The organism is Streptomyces sp. NPDC046122 (assembly GCF_056429965.1).
Map to the genome: position 1 here is coordinate 103,160 of NZ_JBWKLQ010000009.1, position 21,963 is coordinate 125,122.

Here is a 21,963-nt window from a genome sequence, read left to right on the forward strand (position 1 = left end):
AACCTTCCCCGGGCGGCCCGAGGGGGTGCTGCCGCAGACGCTACGGTGGTCGCACGAGACACTCACGGCCGCCCCGGACCGGCCGGCCTTCGCCCCGTTCCACCATCCGCCCGTGGCTCTGGGCGTGCCGTACATCGACCGGATCGGGTTGCGCGAACCGCAGGATCTCGCCGAGGTCCTGGCCCGCCGCGACCACGTCGCCGCCTAACATGAGCCGCAGTTCGGCAGTGCGGGGCCGGCGGCTGCCGGCTCTCGTGGGCGCACTGCTTTCGCGACGCAGGCAGCCGGAGGTGTTGCGTTCCGGGACGGTCGCTGTGAAGCGCATCACCGTCTGGGTGCTTCGGGTCGGGCATGCGCGATCATGACCGGATGGACGCTCGTTTCCTCGGCATCGCTGAACTGGTCGAAGCCCCGTCCGTGGCGGTCGTTGTCGACGTCATGCGTGCTTTCACGGTGGCTGCCTGGGCCTTCGGCCAGGGGGCGGAAAAGATCGTTCTTGCTGAGTCGCTGGAAGAAGCCCTGGCGCTCAAGGCTCGCCACCCGGACTGGTTGGCGCTCAAGGACGGTCCGCCCGCGCCCGGCTTCGACACCGTCAACTCACCGGGCCTGCTGCGCTCCATTGACCTCGGCGGCCGGACCGTTGTGCAGAAAACGACGGCAGGGACGGTCGGCACCCTAGCGGTCAAGGAGGCGTCGCTGGTGCTGTGCGCCGGCTTCGTGGTGGCGGAGGCAACGGCGCGGCTCTTGCGGACACGCGAATGTGACAGGGTCACCTTCGTGGTCACCGGCGAGGGTGGCCGGGCCGATGAAGACCTGGCGTGCGCTCAATACATCGCTCGGAGGGCCACCGAGACTGAGACGGACGCAGCTGAGTACCTCCGCCGCGCCGGCGAGTCGCGCGCCGCGGCCGAACTGGCGGAGGGCGTGCGTCAAGGAGTCCATCCGGACGACGTCGCGCTCTGTCTTGAGCTCGACCGGTTCCCCTTCGCCATGGTGGCGTCCTTGGAAGACTCGCTCATGGTCCTCCGCCCGTGCGCCGTGCCTTCCCTGTCCGACGGTGCTTCGATCTGACATCGGCCCCACCGAGTCGTTGCCCGGCCGGGGAGTTGCCCCAGTTCCGGAACCCGTCGGTGGCGGCCGCACGGCGAGGGGCATCGCCTTTTCGTGACCTGCTCAGCGGGCGCGGCGGGCGCGGTCAAGACGGTTCAGGGCGCCAAGGCGTCACGCCGGCCCCTCGCAAGTCGGCTTGTGAGCCATGAAGCTGGCGAACTTCCACTTCAAGTCCGCGTCGCGCTCCTGAACCAGTTGGGCGGTGACGACCAGCCCCGCCTGGTTCAGAAGTTCGGCGAGCCGGTCTGCGGGGAGTCGATAGGACGCGTAGGACACGGGGTGGTCACCATAGGCGTGCGTGGGACGGCGGTGCTCGCCGGCGCCGACATGGCCGACGAGCAGGAGATGTCCCCCGGGCGCCAGGGTGCGGTGGAACTCGGCGAACACCACCGGCAGAAGCTCCGGAGGCGTGTGGTGGGTCGAGTAGTAGGCCAGGATCCCCCCGAGCGTGGCGTCCTCAACCTCCAGCGCTGTCATGGTGCCCGCGGAGAAGCGCAGGTCTGGATATGCGTGACGGGCCAGTTCGACCATCTTGGGTGATACGTCGATGCCGAACACCGGCACCCCGAGTCCGGCCAGGTGCGCCGTCACCTTGCCGGGGCCGCATCCCAGGTCGGCGACCGGACCCAGGTCAGAGGCCTGCACCAGTTCCGCGAACGCGGCCAGCATCGCGCGTGATGTGGGGTCCAGCTCAGAAGGGTCCTTGACGAGGACGGTGTAGTCGGCGGCGACGGTGTCGTACGAGTCCCGGACCGCGGCGAGGTAGGAAGGCTCAGTCACACGAAGAACCTAGACGGAAGCACTGACAGAGCTTGCAGCAGCCTTTGGGATACCCAGCCGTCGCCAGGAGCGGTGCGAAGGCCCGTTGTTCGTCGAAGTGCTGGTCGCTCGATCCGGGTGGCTCGGTTCACCATGCGTCGATGACCGGCTCGTCGGGTTCGTGCTGCCGCCAGGTGTCGTTGAGGCGCCCGAGCCGGGCCGCGGCGGCGATGCCGCGCAGGGACGCCACCTTGCCGTCGATGACCTCGAACGCCACGGCGCCCACGACCCGGTCCTCGACCACGGCGAGAACGGCCGGGGAGCCGTTGACCACAGCGATATGCAGCGCGGGCGAGCCGCCGGCCAACCGCCGTTTCGCGGGCGTGGGCTTGAAGCCCGCCCGTACGTAGGAGGCGACGCGCTCGCGCGTTGTGTACCGCAACAGCCGCCTGGCCAGTCCGGCGCCGTCCGAGACCGCCGTCACGTCGTCGGTGAGCAGCGCCACCAGCCGTTCCGTACGCCCCGACACGGCGGCGGCGAGGAACTCCTCGACGATCCGGCGCGCGGAAGCGGGGTCCACCTCGCCGCCGCCGCGGCGCTCGGCGGCGACCCGGCGTCGACCCCGGTGGACATGCTGCTGGCTCGCGGACTCGGTGATGTCCAGGATGGCGGCGATCTCGGCGTGGGGGTACGAGAATGCCTCGCGCAGGACGTAAGCGGCCCGCTCGACCGGGGAGAGGCGCTCCAAGAGGGTCAGTACGGCCAACGACACCGATTCGCGCTGCTCAAAGGTGTCGGCAGGGCCGAGCATCGGGTCGCCCTCCAGGAGCGGCTCGGGCAGCCAGGCCCCGGCCGCTCGCTCGTGGCGCGCCTGCGCCGAGCGGAGCCGGTCGAGGCAGAGATGGGTGATGACCTTGGTCAGCCACGCTTCCGGCACCTCGACCCGTTCGCGGTCTGCGGCCTGCCACCGCAGGAACGTGTCCTGCACGGCGTCCTCGGCGTCGGCGGCCGAGCCGAGCAGACGGTAGGCGAGCGAGGCCAGCCGGCCCCGGCTGGCCTCGAACCGATCGATGGCTGCGCTGTCCATGCGGAGCAGCCTATGCGGCGGCCTGCACACCGACAGGGTCGGGCGCGGTGGCCAGGCGGCGCTTGCGCTTCGGGAGGCCGAAGGTCGGGTGGACGATGCCCCACCCGGCCCCCTTGAGCACGCCCGACTTGAGCCGCGCGGCGGTCCGGCCGCCCAGGTACCAGGACTTCGACCGGACGTCCCCGTCCACCATCTGGAAGATCGCGTCCCGCCGCCCGAGGCTGATGTGGTTGCCGTGGTACTTCAGCCCGGTGGTCGGGACCTCGCTGCCCGTCAGGCGCGCGATGATGGCGGCGGTCGCCTGCATGTTGGTGAGGCCGGCCGAGGCGCAGGACATCGGCAGCGGCCGGCCGTTGTCGCCGATCGCGTAGGCGCTGTCACCGGCGGCGTAGATGTCCGGGTGCGAGACCGAGCGCATGGTGCGGTCGACGATGATCTGGCCGTTCTCGGCGACCTCCAGGCCGCTGGCGGCCGCGATGGGGTGCACGGTGAACCCGGCCGACCACACGGTCACGTCGGCCGGAATGGACGTACCGTCACCGGTGATCGCCCGTGTCGGCTCGACGGCTTCGATACCGGTGTGCTCGTGCACGGTGATGCCGAGCCGGTCGAAAGCCTGGCGCAGGTGGCGGCGGGCCTTCGGGGAGAGCCAGGCGCCCAGCTCGCCCCGGGCGGCGAGCGCGACCGAGAGGTCGGGCCGCGACTCGGCGAACTCGGTGACGGTCTCGATGCCGGTCAGCCCCTCACCGACGACCAGCACGGTGCCGCCCTCAACCAGGCCGGCCAGGCGCTCGCGCAGACGCAGCGCCGAGGACCGGCCGGTCACATCGAAGGCGTACTCGGCCGCGCCGGGGACGCCATGGTGGGCTACGGAGCTGCCGAGCGCGTAGAGAAGTGTGTCGTACGCGAGCTCGCCGTCGCCGCCCTCGCCGGTCACGGCGACCGTTCTGCGCTCGGGGTCGAGGCCGGTGACGCGTGCCAGGCGCAGCCGCACCCCGGTGCCCGCGAACACGTCGGCGAGCTTGTGGAGCGCGAGGTCCTGGCCGATCGCGAGCTGGTGGAGCCGCATCCGCTCAACGAAGTCGGGCACGGCGTTGACGACGGTGATCTCGGTGTCGGCGGCTGAGAGCCGACGAGCCAGGTTTCCGGCGGCGAAGGCCCCCGCGTATCCGGCGCCGAGTACGACGATGCGGTGCTGCATGGCGTTGCTCCTGTCTCGTTCGCGTGGCCCTTGAACGAGACGGCGCCCCGATTGCTGACAGAATCCGGATGTGACGCCGGTCACTCCATCGCGGAGGGTTTCGTCTTCCGGTGGCCCCGCCCGGCCGACGAGACCGACGCCGACGTCTTCGCCCCCGACCTGTGCACCGGCCTGATTCCGTCACGCGTTGCGCGAAGCCCCGGGGCTCGCGGATACGAAGGTGCTTCGGTCAGAGGACTACGACGGTCGTCTCCGTCGCCTTGATGCTGGTCCAGACGGGCGTGCCCTCGGCGATGCCGAGATCGGCGGCGGCTTGCGGGGTGATTTCCGCGACGACGTCCGGTGCCTGGTCAGAGGTGATGAGGAGGCGCAGCCTGCTGCCGCTCGCGGTGATCTCGCGGACGGTGCCGGGCCAGATGTTGCGGGGGCTGCCGCCGGGCCTTTCGCGGTGGACGGAGACGGCCTCGGGGGCGATGACCGCGAGGGCCCGGGTGCCGGGCGGCGGCGGGTCGGCGGCTACCAGCGTGCCGCCCCCGTCGAGTTCGAGGCCGTCGGCGGTGGCGATCCCGGGCCAGGCGTTGCGGCCGAGCATGCGGGCGACCCAGGGCGAGCGGGGGTGGCGGGCGACCTCGGCCGGTGAGGCGTCCTGAAGCGCGCGCCCTTCGTCGAGGACGAGGACCCGGTCCGCGAGGGAGACCGCCTCGACGGGGTCGTGGGTGACGATGAGGCAGACGCCGCCGAAGCCGGCGAGGTGCGTGCGCAGGGTGTGGCGGACGTGGGCGCGGGTGGTCTGGTCGAGCGCGGCGAGCGGTTCGTCCAGGACGAGGAGCCGGGGTCTGGCGGCCAGGGCGCGGGCGAGCGCCACCCGCTGCGCCTGCCCGCCGGAGAGCTGGGCGGGGCGGCGGTGGCCGAGGTGGCCGACTCCGAGCAGGTCGAGCCACTCCTGGGCGGCGCGGCGGGCTTCCATGCGGGGGGTGCCCTGGACGCGCAGACCGTACGCCGTGTTGGCGAGGGCCGTCATGTGCGGGAAGAGGGCGCCGTCCTGCGGGACCCACGCGACGTGGCGGCGGTGCGGGGGCAGGGGCGTGACGTCGGTGCCACCGAGACGGAGTGTGGCGTGGGCCCGGGGTGTGAGGCCGAGGAGGGCGCGCAGCAGTGTGGTCTTGCCTGCGCCGTTGGGGCCGACGACGGCGATGGTGGTGCCGGGTCGGGCGTCGAGAGTGAGTCGGGTGAAACCGGTGACCTCGGCCTCCAAGGACCAGAGTTCCTGCGGTGCGGTCGGGGTGGCGTCGACCGGGCCGGACGTTACGTCCGGGGATCCCGCTTCGTCGAGGGCCACGAGCCGGGGTCGGCGCTCGGTGGGGGTTCCCGTCCAGCGGCCGCGCAGTGCGATGAGGACTGCCATGGCGATGACGAGCAGGAGCAGGGAGACAGAGGTGGCCGCTGCCGGTTCGTCCTGGAGCAGGAGGTAGACCTGGAGGGGCAGGGTCTGGGTGGTGCCGGAGAGGTTGCCGGCGAAGGTGATGGTGGCGCCGAACTCGCCGAGCGCGCGGGCCCAGGTGAGCGCCGCACCCGCGATCAGGCCGGGGGCGACCATCGGCAGGGTGACGGTGAAGAAGACCCGTACCGGCGAGGCGCCGAGCGAGGCGGCCGTCTCCTCGTACCGGGGGCGCAGCCCGCCCAGGGCGCCTTCCAGACTGATGACGAGGAAAGGCATGGCCACGAAGGTCGCCGCGAGGACGGCACCGGACGTGTGGAAGGGGAGGGTGATGCCGAAGGTGCCTTCGAGCCAGGGGCCGAGAAGGCCCCGCCGTCCGAAAGCCAGCAGCAGGGCGACGCCGCCGACTGTGGGTGGCAGCACCATCGGCAGGAGGACGAGCGAGCGGACGAACGCCTTGCCGGGGAACGGCACGCGCGCCAGCAGCCAGGCCAGGGGGACGCCCAGGAGCAGGGAGAGCCCCAGTGCCCAGAACGACACGACCAGCGAGAGCCTCAGTGCCTCGACGGTTCCCGGTGCACTCAAGTGCTCCGCGAGGCCACCCCACTCGGTGCGCACGAGGATGCCGACCAGCGGGAGCGCGAGGAACGCCACCGCCAGCAGCGCGGGCAGCACCAGAGTCAGGGGCGCACGGGCGCCGGGGGTGCGGGTGCCTGCTCTTCTCATCGATGATCCCGAAGACGTGAGGGAGGAGGGGCCGCCCGTTCCCCCCGGACGGGCAGCCCTCTCGCGATCCGGAGGGTTTACGGCTTCTGGAAGCCGGCGTCCTGGAGGATCTTCTGCCCCTCGGCGGACGACAGCCAGGCGACGAAGGCGGCAGCGGCCTCGGCGTTCCTGGAGCCCTTGAGCGTAGCCGCCGGGTACTCGGCGATGGCGTTCTGCGCGTCGGGGATCTCGACGGCGTCGACCTTGTCCTGGGCGCTCTCGGCGTCGGTCTTGTACACGAGTCCGGCGTCTGCCTCGCCGAGCTCGACCTTGCCGAGCACGGTCCGGACGTCGAGCTCCTCGGAGACCGGCTTCACCGTGACCTTCTGGGCGTCGAGGATCTGCTTGCTGTACTTGCCGGCGGGCACCTCGGGGGCGGCGAGGACGACCTTCAGCTCGGTGTCCGCGAGGTCCTTCAGCTCGTCGACCTTGTGCGGGTTGCCCTCGCCGGTGGCGATGACGAGGCGGTTCTTGGCGATGACGGTCGGGCTGCCCGCATCGGCCTTCACCTTGTCCATGCTCTTGGTGTCGGCGGTGACCAGCGCGTCTGCCGGAGAGCCCTGCGAGACCTGGGCGACGAGTGCCTGCGAGCCCGCGAAGGAGAAGGTGATCTTCGTGCCGGGGTGTGCCTTCTCGTAGGCGGCGCCGGCGGTCTTGAACACATCGGTCAGGGATGCGGCCGCGAGCACCGTCAGCTGGGCGGCCGGCGCGCCGCTCGCGGACCCGGAGGACTTGTCCCCGCCGGTGTCCTTCTTCGTGTCGTCGTTGCCGCAGGCGGCGAGGGGGACGAGGAGGGCTGCGGTGAGGGTGACAGCGGCACCGCGGCGTCTGATCGAGGAACGGGTGACGGACATGAGGCTGTGGACTCCTGGAGACGAAAGGAAGATGCAGGGCGTGTGAGGGCCGCGCGACAGCTGCGGGCCCCGGTACTGCGTGAGGTTCAGGTGCGGTCGATGTGCACGCTGGTCGACTTCACGCGGGCGGTGGCCTGCATGCCGACTTCCAGTCCCAGTTCCTCCACGGCCTCTCGGGTGAGGAGGGAGACCAGGCGGTGCGGCCCGGCCTGGATCTCGACCTGGGCCGCGACATCGCCGAGCTTGATCGCGGTGACGATGCCCGGGAAGGCGTTGCGCGCCGAGGTGTAGGACGCGTCGTCGTCGGTGGCGCCCTGGGCGATCTCCACGGAGAAGGCGGCGAGCGCCCGGCCGTCGATGACACGGCGCCCGCTCTCGTCGCGGTGGGTCGCGACCCGGCCGGCGTCCGCCCAGCGACGCGCGGTGTCGGGGCTGACGCCGAGCAGACGGGCGGCCTGACCGATGGTGTAGGACTGCATGTGCGACACCGTAGGGCGATCAGGCTCTCATCTGCAACAAAATTGTAGGACCGTCCATCGCATATGAGAGGTGGCTTGGAGGAAAGGACCAAGTGCAGCGCACGGGTCTCATCGTGTGCACGAAGGGGCGCCCGGAATGCGACAGGCGCCGACCCAGATCCCGGTGACGGCGCTGACACAGCGGGTGCCGAACTGGTCGGACGGTCAACCCCAAAGCCGCCGAGCCGTGCCGCACGTCCACGGGTAGCGAAAGAGACGGCATGGGCGCCGCGGCCGAGCCTGCGGACACCCATCTTCACCACGGCCCGGCTCGACGGACAGGAAGTCTCCGTCGAACAGCCGTATACAGCTGACGGGCACCGGTGGCAACGCCACAGAGGCACGCCCCTGGGCGCCCGTGGGCGGGCGGACGCGTCAAGCTCCGCACGCCCATGGGCGGATTCGTGGCGGTGACTTCCTTCAACCCCAGGTGCGTGCGAAGCACGGCCCGCGTGCCCCCGCGCTGCCGCGCCGGGGGTTCAGAGGTCCGGACGAACCCTGACCGGACACCTGGTGCCTTCCCTCGAAGGTCGGGTTGCGCCGTAGCAGGCGGGGGCGGTCACCAGCGAGGATGCCGTGTGACCGCTGACCAGGGCCTCGCTCCCCTCCGCCCGACGCACTCCACATCCGTCGTGCTCGGCGCCGGCGCGTCCATCGGAGTTCTGGGCGGGATGATCGGGTTGGGCGGCGCGGAGTTCCGCCTGCCGTTGCTGATCGGCCTCTTCGGGTTCGCCGCGCTCTCGGCCGTCATCCTGAACAAGGCAATGAGCCTCGTCGTGGTCCTGGTCGCGCTGCCCGCCCGGCTGGCAGCGGTCCCAGCCGCCGAGGTGGCCGCACGCTGGCCAGTCGCCGTCAACCTCCTGGCCGGCAGCCTGCTCGGCGCCTGGGCCGGAGCGTCCTGGGCGGTGAGCATGCGCTCCTCCACTCTCCACAAGGTGCTGGCCGCATTGATGGTGCTCATGGCGGCCGCCCTGGTCGTCACGCACACCACCGCCCTGGGGACGCTCGCTCTGCCGCTGTGGGCGCAGGTGCCCTGTGGGGTCGTGGCAGGTTTCGGCATCGGGGTGGTCGCGGCGCTCATGGGCGTGGCCGGTGGCGAGCTGCTGATCCCGACGATCGTGCTGCTGTTCGCGGAGGACATCAAGACCGCGGGAAGCCTCTCCCTGCTGGTCTCCCTGCCGACGATGCTGGTCGCCTTCGCCCGCTACAGCCGTGACGGCAGCTTCGCGGTGCTGGGCGCCAACCTCCGCTTCACTCTGGTCATGGCCGCGGGCTCGGTCGCCGGAGCGGTGCTTGGCGGGCTGCTGCTGGGTGTCTTCCCGGACCTGGTGCTCATTCCCGCGCTCGCCGTGATCCTGCTCGTTTCCGCGGTCGAACTCGCCCGCCACGACTGACCGCGCCCGGACAACCGCTCCCACCCGGAGCGCGACCGACGGATGCGACCGACGGGTGCGACCGACGGGTGCGACCGACGGGTGCGACCGACGGGTGCGTCACCCGCCCCCGTTCCGGCTATGGGCGGGCGTTCCACCAGGTCAGACGTGCAGTGCGGATCTGTTGCGCGCGGTGGGAACGGCCAGCTGACCGGGAGCGTTCCACCACTCCCCGGAGGGCGCCCCGGGAGACGTGGCCGGCTCGGCAGACGAAGTGACCGGCTCGGCGGGGGCTACGACGGTCATCTTGCCGGAACGTGTTCACCCGCCCGGCTTCGCCCGCACGCTGTCCAGCCCGACCCGTGGCACAACGAGAACAGACATCATCCGCTGGAAGGAAGGACCCTTCTCGTGCCGTTTGCCCCGTGTATCAGCGTCACCGACACCGCAACCAGTCTCGACTTCTACAAGAAGCTCGGCTTCACCGCCGACTCCAGCACCTCCCGCCCCGGCGACGACATCCACATGCTGCTGTACCAGGGCGAGTTCTGCGCCATGATCTATCGCAACGACGACCTCAAGCAGTGGTTGCCGGTCCTCAACGAACAGCCGGTCGGCTTCGCCGGTATGTTCTACCTCTCCGTCGACGATCTCCCAGGCACCTACGAGCAGGTCCGCCGGCACGCCGACATCGTCAAGCCCCTGACCGACGACCACACCGGCCAGCGTGAGTTCTACATCAAGGACCCCGACGGCTACGTCATCGGCTTCAACGACAAGGCCGCCCTCCAAGCCAGCGACCTGGGCAAATACGCCTGACCCCTCAGCCGGGACGCGAGGACGAAACAGGGGCGGGACGTTGCGGCCTGGGGGCCCCTACGGTTCCGCAAAGGGCCCCCGCACGCATGCGTGTCGGGGGACCGTGGCCTGTCCTGCACGCCTGGTCCTGGACATCAGCTGTCGCGCAGCCGAGCGACCGGATCAGGGTCGCTTCGTTGCCGTGGGCGGATCGGATGGGACGATGTCCAGTTCCGCCCAGACCGTATGGCCACGACGGGAAGGCGTGTCGCCCCAGGATCGGGCGAGGGCGTCCACGAGGAACAGGCCCCGTCCTCCGTCGGTGAAGGCGAACGACGGGTGTCGCCAGTGCGCGCGTACCCGCTCGACGTCGAAAGCAGGCCCGGCGTCTTCCACCTCCAGCCGGACGCAGCACCGTCCGCTCTCCTGTGCGACGAACCGGATCCGGGCGCTCCAGGGTGGTACGCCGTGGCGCACGGCGTTGGCCAGCAGTTCCGTCACGACGAGCAGGACGTCCTCACCGGCGGCCTCCCCCAGGTTCCAACGCTCCAGCTGCCTTCTGGTCTCGGCTCGTACGATCGCTCCTGTGGGTGAGGCAAGGAGACAGCTGCCACAGCCAAGGAGCGACGAAACCGAACTATCAGCCTTCATGTCCTTGATTCGTTGCCGGCTCGCCGGCGGATGGGTGCGAGCGAGCACGGGCCGGGGTCACGCTGGTGCGGCCTCGGCCTGTTCGGGTGCCGAGACCGCACCCTCTCCCTCACAACCCTGCATTCGCGCCTGCGGCCCGACCGGATTGGCGACCGGGGGCCGCTGGAGTACCTCTCCGGTGAACAGTCGGCAGGCCATACGGGCCGCGAACGGCTGCGAACGGCTGCGAACGGCCAATGCTCAGTGTCCGGTTCCGTGGCCGGTGTCCGCAGGCACCGCCCCGCCCCGCCCCGAAGATCGACCAATCCGACCAGTCGGCGGTTCCGAATGAACGGCGTGAGGATCAACGGAACGACCCTGGCACGAAGCGCTCTCGCCGCGCTGAGCGGCCTGCTCTCCGGGTACGCGGCGCTCACCGTCGCCGAGCTGGTCTCGGCGGCGGTCAGGCCGGAGGCCGGGCCGGTCACGGCGGTGGGCGGGGCCGCCATCGACCGTACTCCGGCCCCCGTCAAGGACTGGGCGATCCGGAACTTCGGTGAGAGCGACAAGCTGGTCCTGCAGCTCGGCATCCTGCTCACGCTGGCACTCCTGGCACTTGCCCTGGGCGTACTGGCCCTGCGGTTCCGACGACTCGGCGCCGCGGGTGTTCTGGTGTTCGGCGTGGTCGGGGCAGCTGCCGCGACGAGCCGCCCGGACTCCACCGGCCTCTCCGACGCGCTGCCCTCCGTGGTGGGCGCCTTGGCCGGCGCGGCCCTCCTGTACTGGCTCATCGGCCTACTGAGCGGCTCAGAGCATCAACCATCGGATTCACCTGCGACGATGGCAGGTTCCGGATGGAACCGGCGCGGCTTCCTGGGCGCCGCGACGGCCGTGGCGGCCGCATCGACCGCTGCCGGCGCGGTGGGCCGCAAACTGAACGGAACCCGTACGCAGGCGGCTGTCGCCTCACGCGCCGGCATCACGCTGCCCGCACCCGACTCACCCGCCGCCCCACTGCCAAAAGGCACCCGGGTACGGGTCCCGGGGGTCAGCTCCTTCACCACCTCGAACAAGGAGTTCTACCGGGTCGACACGGCCTTGGTGGTCCCCAAGGTCGACGCGGCCGGCTGGCGGCTGCGTATCCACGGCAAGGGGGTGAAGCGCCCGCTGACCGTGACCTTCCAGGATCTGCTCGAACGGGAACTGATCGAGCGCGACATCACCCTGACCTGCGTCTCCAACGAGGTCGGCGGCCCTTACGTCGGCAACGCCCGCTGGATCGGCGTGCGCCTGGCCGACCTCCTCAAGGAAGCCGGCGTCAGGCCGCCGTCCCGGGGCGGGCCGGCCGATCAGCTGGTGGCGCGCTCGGTGGACGGCATGACGCTCGGCACGCCGGTCGAGGACGTGATGGACGGCCGCGACGCCATGCTGGCCGTGGGCATGAACGGCGAACCGCTCCCCTTCATCCACGGCTTCCCTGTCCGCATGGTCGTCCCCGGCTTGTACGGCTACGTCTCCGCCTGCAAGTGGATCGAGGACATCGAACTGACGACATTCGACACGTACGACCCGTACTGGGTGAAGCGCAAGTGGGCCCGCAAGGCGCCGATCAAAACCCAGTCGCGTATTGACACGCCCAAGCCGTTCGCCCGGCCAAGGGCCGGCACCGTGATGGTGGCGGGGGTTGCCTGGGCGCAGCACCGCGGAATCGAGCGGGTCGAGGTACGTATCGACGACGGCCCCTGGCAGCGGGCCGACCTCGCCGCCGAGGCCACGACCGACACGTGGCGGCAGTGGTCCTTCCCCTGGAAGGCCACGACCGGCGGCCACACACTCACGGTCCGGGCCACCGACCGCACTGGCGCAGTCCAGACGGAGAAGCGGACCCGCACGATTCCCAACGGCGCGAGCGGTTGGCACTCGGTCGTCGTCAGCGTGGACTGAACCAAGGCAGCCCACTCACCGAGCTCCGCACTGGCCCCGCCCGCGCCACCCACCGGCGCCGCGCGCTGCTCGTCTTGACGAACATCGAGGCCACTACCGGCAAATCATCTCTCCTGCAGGCAGCTCATGACCAGCACAAGCACCCGGCACACCGTCACTGTGCCGGGATCGGCTGGGTGAGGTTCACCGGGTTGCCGTCGGGGTCCTGGATGTGGGCGACGCGCTGTCCCCACGGCATGTCGTTGGGGCCGCCGTGGACCGAGCCGCCCAGCGCCTTCACCCGGCCGAGCGTGTCATCGACGTCGTCGACACTGATGCTGAGCAGGACCCGCGGTGCCACCCCGGTCTCCGCCCCCGGATTCTTGGCCACCAGCCCGAGGTCGGCGTCGCCGATGCGCAAGCCGAGGTAGAAGGCCGGACCTTCCTCCGGTACCCGGAAGATCTCCTCGGCGCCGAACAATTTCGTATAGAAGCCGCGCAGTACGTCGTGGTCGGCAGTCAAGATCACTGGCTGAATGGTGGACATGGCACTCCTGTCGAGAACGGTCGTGTCGCTGGGCAGACCGTTCGAGGACGGTGAACTCATCGGCAAAACCGCCCTGCCAGTCGGGCCACTCAAGCAGGCCGCCGATCGCCACGGGAGTGACCACGGCCCCTGCGGCGGTATGACTCGGATGCCGCCCCGTGCTTTCCGCGTCAGGCGGGGATCAGTGTGTCGTCCGCCGGACGGGCTTCTGCGAACTGGCGGCGCGCAGCGACGAGTGCGGTGTCGACGTCACGTGTCCCGGTCGAGACGCACAGGGTGTAGACGACATCCTCCATGCGCTGCTGCGCCTCCGGGCTGCCGGCCTCGGCATGCAGCAGCCGCAGCGTCTCGTACTCCTCGACGAGCCTGGCAAGCACGTCAGGGTGAGCCATCAGCATGTGCGGTTTCCTCTCGTACGGTTTGCGACGCAGGCGCCGTCCCCTCCTGGCCGAGACGGCAAGTACCCCCGCTCACGTCCGGCATGCACCGCTGCCCGACTGTGCCGGCATGGACGGCGCGGCACGGTCGGACGAGCCGTTGCACTCGGTGGCCGCCGAGGTGGCTGAGACAGCGGGAGCGCTGGTGTCCACCTGGCAGGAGGCTTCTCATTCCACGTCTCCACGGCTTTCGTCACTGCAGGGGGCTCCGGGCTTACTCAAGGGCCAGTCACGGCGACGGCTGAAACGCCGACGGCACCGGATGAGGACGACTCGCCCTCCGACGCCGCAGCATCGTGGCTCAGGCGGTGCCGGGCCTGCCACGCCAGTCCAGACAGACGACGGCGGCGTCGTGGGGCAGGTCGTGGCTGCCGTGATACTGGACCAGCCCGTCGACGACGGCTCGCGCGGTCTCGTGGGGCGGTGAGGCGCGCGTCGCGGCGATGGTTTCGCGCAGGGCGATTTCACCGAACAGCTTGCCGTCCGCCGAGAGGGCGCTGTGCACGCCGCTGCTGACGATGATCAGGCGGTCCCCGGGTTCGATGTGCAGTGACTGTTCGTGGTACTCGGTCTCTTCGAACATGCCCAGCGGCATCTGGGCTTCGAGTGGGACCCGCTCGACGATGTCCTGGCGGAGGCGGTAGAGCTGTGGTGAGCCCGCGTCGACCGCGCGTACCTGTCCGGTGGCCAGGTCGAAACGCAGGAGCAGGGTCGACGAGTGCAGGGCCCCGCCGTACTCGCCGTAGACCGCTTGGTCGGCGAGGCATGCCTGGTCGGCCAGGGAGATGCCGCTGCGGCGGGCATTGCGCAGGGCGCTGACGGTGAGATTGGTCAGCAGGGCGGCCTGGATGCCCTGTCCGCTGCCGTCGGAGACCGTCACGGTCAGCTGGCCTTCGGTGGTACTCCAGTCGAAGTTGTCTCCGCCGATCGCGTACGCCGGCTCCAGGTGGGCTCCCAGCGTGTACTCCTCGCGGGCGAATCCGCGGCCGGGCAGCAACTGCCACTGCATTTCCGCTGCCAGGGTCAGGCGCTTGCGTCGGCGGGCCTGGAGGTAGAGGTCGGTGTCGCGTTCGGCGGTCAGCAGCTCGTGACCGAACGCCGTGGCGAAGGCAGCCAGTTCCAGCACGCGAGGAGCTGCCGCGACCGTCTCCGGGAGGTGCACGGACAGGACTCCCAGGCGGTCTCCCCGGACGGTGATGGGCAGGTGGGTGGTGACCATGCCGGGCTCCCCGGTCACCTCTACGACGGCGGCCTGGGCCGCGAACGCCCGGCTGGCGGGATGGTCGCCGCGTGCGGGTACCGTCTCGCCGGTGCGCGGAAGATGGGTGACCGGCTGGAGCACGCTCAGGCCGTAGTCCGCCAGAAGCAGGGTCACGGCGCGCGCGTTCACGTAATCGGCGAGCAACGTGCCCGCCGCGGACAGCAGGCTGCTGGGCGGGGCCGCCCGCAGGGCGCTTTCGGCCGCTCCGAGCCATCGACCGGGCTGGCTGACCATGATGGGGGTTCCCTTACCTCGGCGTGGGACTGCGCGAAACGGCGTGATCTGTGATGGCCCGCGGTTTTCTGGTGTACCCCGGGAACCTGACTTTTCCCGTCGGCGAGCGGCTTTCACCGCCGTGTTCTCAAGCGACCGTTGTCATACCGCAAAGGTACCGAGGTGTCGGCGGCGGTTCCACAGCATGGGCAGAGCGGGGAGGCCCGGCGCTGTCGCCGGTTGCTCCGCTGTTCCCCGGCTCCGCCTCGTGCCGCTTGCGCCGTGTCAGCCGGTGTGCGAGGAACGCAGGTGCGTTGGTTCGGCTTCGCCCAGGCCGATCCGGGTGGCCGCGGCGCTCTTGAAGGCTTCCAGCCCTTCCGCGAGTGCTGACAGACCTGCGGGGGCCATGTGCTGCAGCACCGCTTCTATCTCGCTCCCGCGGTGTGTACGGACGTCGGCGAGGAGGGCGCGCCCGCGCCGGCTCAGGCGGACCTCGATCTCCCGCCGGCTGGTCGGGCTGGGGAGCCGCTCGACGAGTCCGGCGGCCTCCAGGCGGTCGCACAGGCGGCTCACGGACGACGGCCGGGACCCGAGTGCTTCCCCGAGAGCCCGGAGGTTGACCCCGTCCTGGCCCTCCAGGACGGTCAGCGCGCGCAGCTGCGAGGGTGAAAGCGGGGCTGAAGGCACGGCTTCCTGGCCCCGGCCCCACAGAATGTGCAGCAGTTCCAGCACTGCACACACGTCCCGAGCCATCAGCTCATGGGATGCGGTGTGTGGGGTGCGAAGCATAGGTGCCATATTGACAGCTTGACGTCTGTTTTTACAGTCGCTTGACCTGGCATGGGCTGTGCGGGCCAGTTCACTGGCCGCGGTCACCACCCGTGTCTGGTCGACGATGCCGAACCCGACCGCGAGGGTGGCTGTGCGCAGCGCGTGCCGAACGGCCAGAAGATCCTCTTCCGTGCCGAGCACCGCTTTGAGGGCGCGGCGCCCTCCGGGACGGGTTTTGCCGCTTCGGGCCCGTGGCCCGAGTAAGAGGTCGTGGTGCCGGTGTCAGGGAGTCGAGTCACGATGGGCCCCTTCCGGGGGCTGCGGACTTGGGCGCCGGCCCAGGATGGCCATGCCTTGCTCTGCGTTCAGTGCGGTCTCCACGCCGACGAGCTCGACGCCCAGCTCCACGAGGGTGATGGCGACGGGCGGCCGCATGCCGGCGACGACCACCCGCGCCCCGAGCAGTCTGGCCATCGCGGTCAGCTCCATCAGGGTGCGGGCGACAAAGGAATCGATGATCTCCAGGCGGGAGATGTCCATCAGTACGCCGCGCGCCCTGTCGGCCACGATGCGCGCCGTGAGCTCGTCGGTGAAGGCCAGGGCGGCCTTGTCGTCGAGCTCGTTGAGCAGCCCGGTGACCAGGACGTCGCCCAGGCGCAGGAGGGGAACACCGCTCGAACCGCTGCTCATCGAGGGGTGGTCGCGTAGAACGGAACCAGGGGGCCGACCGGCTCACCCGGGAACAGGGTTCAGGAGGTGGCGGGGGTGCGGCCGAACCAGTCCAGGCACAGCACCATGGCGTCGTCTTCGGCCTCGGCGTCACGGTAGGAGGCCAGCTCCTGCAGGACGGCCCTCGGCACCGCGGCGGCGGGCAGAAGACTGGCGGCATGGATGGCGCGGGCGAGCGCGTGCTCGCTGTACGTCTCGCCGGCTTTGGAGACGGCCGCGTAGACGCCGTCGCTGACGAAGATCAGCCGGTCGCCCGGCAGCGCGTGAAACTCCTGGGCCAGGTAGGCCGTCTCGTCGAACATCCCCAGCGGGAGCTGAGCCTCGAACTCGACACGCTCCACTTTCTTGTCCCGCTGGCGCCACAACTGGGGCGAGCCGGCATCCACGACGCGCCCGCGGCCCGTGGCCAGCTCAAAAGAAAGCAGCAGCGTCGAGACGTACTCCGCTCCGCCGTACTGCGCATAGATGGCCTGGTCGGCCAAAGCCGCTTGGTCTTCGATGTCGATCCCCGCCCTGCGGGCGTTGCGCAGGGCGTTGACGGCCAGATTGGTCAGGAGGGAGGCCTGAATGCCCTCACCCATCCCGTTCGTGACCATGAGAGTGAGCGATTCCGCCGAAGTGGACCAGTCGAAGTTGTCACCGTAGATGGCGTAGGCGGGCTCCAGCTGGGCCCCAATGGCGTACTCCTCGCGTCTGCACGCCCGGGCCGGCAGCAGCTGCCACTGCATTTCCGCCGCCAGGGTGAGCCTGCTGGCGCGGCGGGCCTGCAGGTAGAGGTCGGTGTCCCGCGAGGCGACGACGATCTCGTGCCCGAGGACCTCAGCCAGTTCGGTGAGCTCTTCGATGGTCTCGTCCGTGCAGCGGTGGGGTGGCAGACGCACGGTCAGAATCCCGAGCCGGTCGCCGCGGACCGTCACCGGAAGGTGCAGGTCGACCGCCCCGTCCCGGGTCACATGCTGCTCGTACGGTGCCTGACTGCCGAAGGCGCGCCCCTCCGGCGTCGAATGCACCGGCAGCGGCTCCGCCGTGTGCGGCAGAGCCGTGACCGGCTGCAAAACGGTGAGGGCGTAGTCGGCCATCAGGAGATTGACCTCGATGGCCTCGTAATACTCGGCCATCGCGGCGCGAACTCTGCCCAGCAGGTCGTGAGGTGCGGCGGTGCGCACTGCTCGCCCTACAGCCAGGAAGTTTCTCACGGTCACGGTCATTTCATTGGGTTAATGGTCATTTTGTAAGACATCTGGTGCGACAGTCGGGTGGGCGCTCTGGTACCCCGGCGCCACCTCCTGACACGCGACAGAATGTTGCCGCATGGATACCATTGCCATGCGGCAATCGCCCATTTCCCGTTGACGCCCGCCCGGGCTTCGGGGCAGCCGGGACCGACACAGCACGCACCTTGGCTGTCGGAGTGTCTGAGCTCCCGGCGGTCCCCTGACGTCCGCCCGGATGCACCGTTTGACCGCCGGAACAGCGGTCAGGTGTAAGGCGCCCAACCCCCTCAACGAAGGACGTGAGCACGGTGGCGGACGAGAAGGCTGAGGCCAAGATCGAGCAGGCCAAGGGCAAGGCGAAGGAGGTCGCCGGCCGAGCGGTCGGCGACGAGTCGATGGAAACCGAAGGCCGAGCCGAACAGGCGAAGGGCGATGCCCGCCAGGCCAAGGAGAAGATCAAGGACGTCTTCAAGCACTGATCTCTTCGGCGCGGACGTGTGACCATCGGCGTCCGGCAGCCGGTCAGTGGCTCTTTCCCGGGCGCCATTGAGCCACCGACCGGCTGCCCCGAGTTCCGGTCGACGGCATGCTGCGCATCGCCCGAACAGCAACCGGCCCGCGACTGCGAAGGACGTCCAGAGCATCGCTTTGGAGGAGTTCGGTCTGCTGCTCGACCTACGCCAAGCACGAAGCGCTCTGGCTCAGCGCGGTACCACCGATCGCGCCGGGTGCCCTCCAACCCCCCGCGGTTGGGCGTCAGTGAGTCGGAAGGCGACGGTAGCCCGCCGCCTTCGACCATGCGGTTCCGTTTGGACCAAGGTGGGGGTGAGTGATGACGGCGGTTCCGGGGTGGCACCCTGGAGCGATGCGAGCGGGAACCGACGTCACCGAGAACGGCCTGCGGCATCTGCTCAATGAGTGGGATCCGATCGGCGTCGCCGACGATGTGCAGGACGAGTACGACTGCATGCTCGCCCCTCTCCTCCAGCGGCCCGGGGCGGCGCCGACCAGGCGGAGATCAGTGAGTTCCCTGCGGCATGAGCTGAAGCCGATGGAACCGGCTGCGTGTAGTCACTCCCTCCGGATCGTGTGCTCGTTTGTCCGGGTGTGCCATCGGGACCACCGAGAGGTGATCTACGCCCGTCAGGATGCTCAGTCGAGGCAGAACTCGTTGCCCTCGATGTCCTGCATCGCGATGCAGGACTCGTTGTCCTCATCGGCGCGCAGCACTTGCACGCACACCGCGCCGAGCGCCACCAGACGTGCGCATTCGGCCTCAAGCGTGGCCAGGCGCTCTTCGCCCACGAGCCCGGTGCCGACCCGCACGTCAAGGTGCACCCGGTTCTTGACGACCCTGCCCTCGGGTACGCGCTGGAAGTACAGTCGCGGGCCCACACCCGAGGGGTCGCTGCATGCGAACCATTCCCCCCGGCGCTCAGGAGGCAGCGAACGATTGAAATCGTCCCAAGTAGCGAATCCCTTCGGCGGCGGCGGTGCGACGTACCCCAACACCTCGCACCAGAAACGAGCGACGCGCTCAGGGTCCGCGCAGTCGAAGGTGACTTGGAACTGCTTGATCGATGACATCGGCGCACCATAGCAGGGAGTGTTCTGCTGCTCATCTCCCAGCAAAGACAAGCATGTTGACGAGTGGGATGGTCCTTGCAAGCCACTGCCAAGTCGCGTGGAGGCCGACCTGCCGGTCCGGCCGCCCAAAGCCTGAGCGGCGATGCGGCGGCGCGGGCGGGAGTGTGGGGCCCAGAAGGCCCGGGAACGACTCCGGTGCGGACCCGTCCGACATACATGCGGCTTTAATGCCTCTTTACCATGAGATTGGGGACACTGGTCCTCAGCGCTGCAACAGAGAAGGAGTGAGCGACCCGTCATGGGTGAGCCTCCCAGTACGAACCGTGCCACCGCCTGCCCGCACCATGTGAGCCAGGAAGCAGGGGTGGCATGGTGACCGAAGTGCTCCTGCTGCTCCTGGCCCTCGCTCTCACCCTGGCCTGCGCGCTCTTCGTCGCGGCCGAGTTCTCGCTGACCACCGTCGAGCGCGGCGAGCTGGAGCGAGCCGCCGAGGCGAAAGAGCGGGGCGCCGAGAGCGCGCTCAAGGCGGTGCGCAAGTTGACGTTCCAGCTGTCCGGCGCTCAGCTCGGCATCACCGTCACCTCACTGGTCATCGGCATGCTCGCCGAGCCGTCGCTCGCGGCCCTGCTGCGCGGACCGCTGAAGGCCATGGGGCTCGGCGCGGCCGCGTCCTCCGTGGCCACGGTCCTGGGCGTCGTGGTCTCCACGGTCGTGCTGATGGTCGTGGGCGAGCTGGTGCCCAAGAACTGGGCGATCTCCCGGCCCCTGGTCGTCGCCAAGGTGGTGGCCGGCCCGCAGCGCGGCTTCACCGCCGCCTTCGGCCCCTTCATTCATCACCTGAACAGCACCGCGAACCGGTTCGTACGCCGCTTCGGCCTGGAGCCCGCCGAGGAGCTGGCCTCAGTCCGCACCCCCGCGGAGCTGGCCTCGCTGGCCCGGCACTCGGCCGCCGAGGGCGCCATCGAGGCGGACTCGGCCGAGCTGTTCGTGCGTACCCTGCACCTGAGCGAGCTGACCGCCCAGAACGTCATGACCCCGCGCGTCGACGTCCGCGCGCTGGAGGCCAGCGCCACGGCGGCCGACGCGGCGAATCTGACGTACGCCACCGGGCTCTCCCGTTTCCCGGTCTACCGCGACAGCCTGGACGAGGTCATCGGCACCGTCCACATCCGTGACGTGCTCGCCCTCGACCCCGGCAAGCGGCCCGTCACGCCGGTCACCGAGCTGGCGACCGAGCCGCTGCTGGTCCCCGATTCGCTGCCGGCCGACCGCCTGCTGGAGCGGATGCGTGCGCACCGCACGATGGCGGTGGTCGTCGACGAGTACGGCGGCACGGCCGGCGTCGCGACCGTGGAGGACATCGTCGAGGAGGTCGTCGGCGAGGTCCGCGACGAGCACGACCCGGCGGAGACTCCCGACCTGCTGCCCGCCCCGCCCACTGCGGACGGCCGCGCCGGCTGGGAGGCCGACGGCGGCGTGCGGATCGACGAGCTCGCCCGCATTGGCCTGACCGCTCCCGACGGGCCGTACGAGACCGTGGCCGGACTGATCGCGACCCGCCTCGCGCGCATCCCCGTCGAGGGCGACACTCTCCTGCTCGACGGCTGGCAGCTGAAGGTGCTCGACGTCGAGCACCACCGGGCCGACCGCGTGCACATCACCGAACCCGAATCCGCGGATGTTCCGCAGCAGCGTGCCAAGGAGATGGCCCGATGACCGTCGTCCAGCTGGCCATCGGCGCCCTGACGCTGCTGACCAACGCCTTCTTCGTCGGCGCCGAGTTCTCCCTGATCTCCGTACGCCGCAGTCAGATCGAGCCGCAGGCCCGCGTGGGTCACAAGCGGGCCCGCCTCACCTTGTGGGGGCTGCAGCACATCTCCGCGATGATGGCCACTGCGCAGCTCGGGATCACCGTCTCCTCGCTGGTGCTGGGCGCGGTCGCCGAGCCCGCCATCGCCCATCTGCTGGAGCCGGGTTTCGAAGCGGCCCACGTCCCGCACGGTCTGGTCCACCCGATCGCCTTCGCGATCGCGCTGACGGCCGCGACGTACCTGCACATGCTCATCGGCGAGATGGTGCCGAAGAACATCGCGCTGGCAGCCCCGGTGAAGACGGCACTGCTGCTCGGCCCGCCGCTGGTCGCCCTCACCCGCGCGCTTCGGCCGGTGATCTTCACCATCAACGCCTTCGCCAACGCCCTGCTGAAGCTGCTGAAGGTCGAGCCGAAGGACGAGGTCGCCTCCGTCTTCACCGACGACGAGCTGGCCCGTATGGTTCGCGACTCCAGTGAGGCCGGCCTGCTCTCGCCGGCGGACGGCGAGCGGCTGCGCGACGCCCTTGAGCTGGGCACACGGCCGGTGGGCGAGATCTTCGTCGCCGCGCCGAAAATGGTCACCGTCGGCCACACCGTCACCCCGGCCCAGCTGGAGCGCACCGCCGCGGCGGCCGGATTCTCCCGCTTCCCGGTCACCGGACCCACCGGCGCCGTCCTGGGTTACCTCCACATCAAGGACACCCTTGGAATCATCGACCGGGACAAACCCTTCCCGCGCACCGCGCTGCGCGCGGTGACCCGCGTCCGGATCGACACGCCGCTGGACGACACCCTCACCGCGCTGCGCGCCGCCGGCAGCCACCTAGCGGCGGTGACCGGCGACAAGGGCACAGTCCTGGGGTTCGTCACCATGGAAGACGTACTGGAAGAACTGGTCGGCCCGGCCGCCTGACGAGCCGCACGCGGGCGCAGCC

General features: G+C 69.9%; 21 protein-coding genes. 7 read left to right on the plus strand and 14 right to left on the minus strand.

All coding sequences use genetic code 11. The annotated features are described in order from the left end of the window. Positions 1-369 precede the first annotated feature (369 nt). A complete protein-coding gene (locus AC07FK_RS23520; protein ID WP_479106884.1) occupies positions 370-1,071 on the plus strand; it encodes a 2-phosphosulfolactate phosphatase in 702 nt (233 codons plus the stop codon). 150 nt (positions 1,072-1,221) lie between these two features. Here the strand turns inward: AC07FK_RS23520 and AC07FK_RS23525 are convergent, their stop codons facing one another. The 6 genes from AC07FK_RS23525 to AC07FK_RS23550 all read right to left on the minus strand — a co-directional run bounded on the left by AC07FK_RS23525 (position 1,222) and on the right by AC07FK_RS23550 (position 7,693). Beyond that, entirely contained in the window at positions 1,222-1,890 is a 669-nt protein-coding gene (locus tag AC07FK_RS23525; protein ID WP_479106885.1) for a class I SAM-dependent methyltransferase, read from the minus strand. Between the two features lie 127 nt (positions 1,891-2,017). Beyond that, complete coding sequence (locus tag AC07FK_RS23530; RefSeq protein WP_479106886.1) at positions 2,018-2,956, minus strand: sigma-70 family RNA polymerase sigma factor; 939 nt, start codon at positions 2,954-2,956, stop codon at positions 2,018-2,020. A gap of 10 nt (positions 2,957-2,966) precedes the next feature. Further along, a complete protein-coding gene (locus AC07FK_RS23535; protein ID WP_479106887.1) occupies positions 2,967-4,157 on the minus strand; it encodes an NAD(P)/FAD-dependent oxidoreductase in 1,191 nt (396 codons plus the stop codon). Positions 4,158-4,386: 229 nt separating this feature from the next. Beyond that, a complete protein-coding gene (locus AC07FK_RS23540; RefSeq protein ID WP_479106888.1) occupies positions 4,387-6,321 on the minus strand; it encodes an ABC transporter permease in 1,935 nt (644 codons plus the stop codon). A 77-nt stretch (positions 6,322-6,398) separates the two neighbouring features. Further along, on the minus strand, positions 6,399-7,214 hold the full coding sequence (gene modA, locus AC07FK_RS23545; RefSeq protein WP_479106889.1) for a molybdate ABC transporter substrate-binding protein: 816 nt from the start codon (positions 7,212-7,214) through the stop codon (positions 6,399-6,401). Between the two features lie 86 nt (positions 7,215-7,300). Continuing rightward, complete coding sequence (locus AC07FK_RS23550; protein ID WP_479106890.1) at positions 7,301-7,693, minus strand: TOBE domain-containing protein; 393 nt, start codon at positions 7,691-7,693, stop codon at positions 7,301-7,303. A 617-nt stretch (positions 7,694-8,310) separates the two neighbouring features. Between AC07FK_RS23550 and AC07FK_RS23555 the strand changes: the two genes are divergently transcribed. Beyond that, positions 8,311-9,126, plus strand: coding sequence for a sulfite exporter TauE/SafE family protein (locus tag AC07FK_RS23555; protein ID WP_479106891.1), 816 nt, complete (start codon positions 8,311-8,313; stop codon positions 9,124-9,126). 390 nt (positions 9,127-9,516) lie between these two features. After that, the gene (locus AC07FK_RS23560) at positions 9,517-9,924 is read left to right on the plus strand and encodes a VOC family protein (protein ID WP_479106892.1); all 408 of its coding nucleotides are present in this window, start codon (positions 9,517-9,519) and stop codon (positions 9,922-9,924) included. Positions 9,925-10,086: 162 nt separating this feature from the next. Here the strand turns inward: AC07FK_RS23560 and AC07FK_RS23565 are convergent, their stop codons facing one another. After that, entirely contained in the window at positions 10,087-10,554 is a 468-nt protein-coding gene (locus tag AC07FK_RS23565; RefSeq protein WP_479106982.1) for an ATP-binding protein, read from the minus strand. 327 nt (positions 10,555-10,881) lie between these two features. On the opposite strand from AC07FK_RS23565, the gene AC07FK_RS23570 reads away from it, so the two are divergent. After that, positions 10,882-12,477, plus strand: coding sequence for a sulfite oxidase (locus tag AC07FK_RS23570; RefSeq protein WP_479106893.1), 1,596 nt, complete (start codon positions 10,882-10,884; stop codon positions 12,475-12,477). A 154-nt stretch (positions 12,478-12,631) separates the two neighbouring features. On the opposite strand, the gene AC07FK_RS23575 is transcribed toward AC07FK_RS23570, so the two are convergent. The 6 genes from AC07FK_RS23575 to AC07FK_RS23600 all read right to left on the minus strand — a co-directional run bounded on the left by AC07FK_RS23575 (position 12,632) and on the right by AC07FK_RS23600 (position 17,622). Next, positions 12,632-13,003 carry a VOC family protein gene (locus AC07FK_RS23575; RefSeq protein WP_479106894.1) on the minus strand — a complete coding sequence of 124 codons (372 nt, stop codon included), beginning with the start codon at positions 13,001-13,003 and terminating at the stop codon, positions 12,632-12,634. 170 nt (positions 13,004-13,173) lie between these two features. Then, the gene (locus tag AC07FK_RS23580; RefSeq protein WP_479106895.1) at positions 13,174-13,401 is read right to left on the minus strand and encodes a DUF5133 domain-containing protein; all 228 of its coding nucleotides are present in this window, start codon (positions 13,399-13,401) and stop codon (positions 13,174-13,176) included. A 340-nt stretch (positions 13,402-13,741) separates the two neighbouring features. After that, positions 13,742-14,935 (minus strand): PP2C family protein-serine/threonine phosphatase, encoded by a 1,194-nt coding sequence (locus AC07FK_RS23585; protein ID WP_479106896.1) that lies wholly within the window; start codon positions 14,933-14,935, stop codon positions 13,742-13,744. A gap of 264 nt (positions 14,936-15,199) precedes the next feature. Then, positions 15,200-15,667, minus strand: coding sequence for a MarR family winged helix-turn-helix transcriptional regulator (locus AC07FK_RS23590; protein ID WP_479106897.1), 468 nt, complete (start codon positions 15,665-15,667; stop codon positions 15,200-15,202). A 300-nt stretch (positions 15,668-15,967) separates the two neighbouring features. Further along, entirely contained in the window at positions 15,968-16,375 is a 408-nt protein-coding gene (locus AC07FK_RS23595) for an STAS domain-containing protein (protein ID WP_479106899.1), read from the minus strand. Between the two features lie 59 nt (positions 16,376-16,434). Then, a complete protein-coding gene (locus tag AC07FK_RS23600; protein ID WP_479106900.1) occupies positions 16,435-17,622 on the minus strand; it encodes a PP2C family protein-serine/threonine phosphatase in 1,188 nt (395 codons plus the stop codon). A gap of 305 nt (positions 17,623-17,927) precedes the next feature. Between AC07FK_RS23600 and AC07FK_RS23605 the strand changes: the two genes are divergently transcribed. After that, on the plus strand, positions 17,928-18,107 hold the full coding sequence (locus AC07FK_RS23605) for a CsbD family protein (protein WP_479106901.1): 180 nt from the start codon (positions 17,928-17,930) through the stop codon (positions 18,105-18,107). A gap of 673 nt (positions 18,108-18,780) precedes the next feature. On the opposite strand, the gene AC07FK_RS23610 is transcribed toward AC07FK_RS23605, so the two are convergent. Next, the gene (locus AC07FK_RS23610) at positions 18,781-19,215 is read right to left on the minus strand and encodes a VOC family protein (RefSeq protein ID WP_479106902.1); all 435 of its coding nucleotides are present in this window, start codon (positions 19,213-19,215) and stop codon (positions 18,781-18,783) included. A gap of 372 nt (positions 19,216-19,587) precedes the next feature. On the opposite strand from AC07FK_RS23610, the gene AC07FK_RS23615 reads away from it, so the two are divergent. Together AC07FK_RS23615 and AC07FK_RS23620 are read left to right on the plus strand one after the other, a co-directional pair. Continuing rightward, on the plus strand, positions 19,588-20,931 hold the full coding sequence (locus tag AC07FK_RS23615; RefSeq protein WP_479106983.1) for a hemolysin family protein: 1,344 nt from the start codon (positions 19,588-19,590) through the stop codon (positions 20,929-20,931). Next, positions 20,928-21,941 carry a hemolysin family protein gene (locus AC07FK_RS23620; protein ID WP_479106903.1) on the plus strand — a complete coding sequence of 338 codons (1,014 nt, stop codon included), beginning with the start codon at positions 20,928-20,930 and terminating at the stop codon, positions 21,939-21,941. The genes AC07FK_RS23615 and AC07FK_RS23620 overlap by 4 nt, the downstream gene beginning before the upstream one ends. Positions 21,942-21,963 lie beyond the last annotated feature (22 nt).

Excerpts from the sequence above, each read along its gene's own strand:
- AC07FK_RS23520 (WP_479106884.1), top strand. The coding sequence starts at position 370 with ATGGACGCTCGTTTCCTCGGCATCGCTGAACTGGTCGAAGCCCCGTCC.
- AC07FK_RS23530 (WP_479106886.1), bottom strand. The coding sequence starts at position 2,956 with ATGGACAGCGCAGCCATCGATCGGTTCGAGGCCAGCCGGGGCCGGCTG.
- AC07FK_RS23535 (WP_479106887.1), bottom strand. The coding sequence starts at position 4,157 with ATGCAGCACCGCATCGTCGTACTCGGCGCCGGATACGCGGGGGCCTTC.
- AC07FK_RS23540 (WP_479106888.1), bottom strand. The coding sequence starts at position 6,321 with ATGAGAAGAGCAGGCACCCGCACCCCCGGCGCCCGTGCGCCCCTGACT.
- modA (WP_479106889.1), bottom strand. The coding sequence starts at position 7,214 with ATGTCCGTCACCCGTTCCTCGATCAGACGCCGCGGTGCCGCTGTCACC.
- AC07FK_RS23550 (WP_479106890.1), bottom strand. The coding sequence starts at position 7,693 with ATGCAGTCCTACACCATCGGTCAGGCCGCCCGTCTGCTCGGCGTCAGC.
- AC07FK_RS23565 (WP_479106982.1), bottom strand. The coding sequence starts at position 10,554 with ATGAAGGCTGATAGTTCGGTTTCGTCGCTCCTTGGCTGTGGCAGCTGT.
- AC07FK_RS23570 (WP_479106893.1), top strand. The coding sequence starts at position 10,882 with ATGAACGGCGTGAGGATCAACGGAACGACCCTGGCACGAAGCGCTCTC.
- AC07FK_RS23575 (WP_479106894.1), bottom strand. The coding sequence starts at position 13,003 with ATGTCCACCATTCAGCCAGTGATCTTGACTGCCGACCACGACGTACTG.
- AC07FK_RS23580 (WP_479106895.1), bottom strand. The coding sequence starts at position 13,401 with ATGCTGATGGCTCACCCTGACGTGCTTGCCAGGCTCGTCGAGGAGTAC.
- AC07FK_RS23585 (WP_479106896.1), bottom strand. The coding sequence starts at position 14,935 with ATGGTCAGCCAGCCCGGTCGATGGCTCGGAGCGGCCGAAAGCGCCCTG.
- AC07FK_RS23590 (WP_479106897.1), bottom strand. The coding sequence starts at position 15,667 with ATGGCTCGGGACGTGTGTGCAGTGCTGGAACTGCTGCACATTCTGTGG.
- AC07FK_RS23595 (WP_479106899.1), bottom strand. The coding sequence starts at position 16,375 with ATGAGCAGCGGTTCGAGCGGTGTTCCCCTCCTGCGCCTGGGCGACGTC.
- AC07FK_RS23600 (WP_479106900.1), bottom strand. The coding sequence starts at position 17,622 with ATGACCGTGACCGTGAGAAACTTCCTGGCTGTAGGGCGAGCAGTGCGC.
- AC07FK_RS23610 (WP_479106902.1), bottom strand. The coding sequence starts at position 19,215 with ATGTCATCGATCAAGCAGTTCCAAGTCACCTTCGACTGCGCGGACCCT.
- AC07FK_RS23620 (WP_479106903.1), top strand. The coding sequence starts at position 20,928 with ATGACCGTCGTCCAGCTGGCCATCGGCGCCCTGACGCTGCTGACCAAC.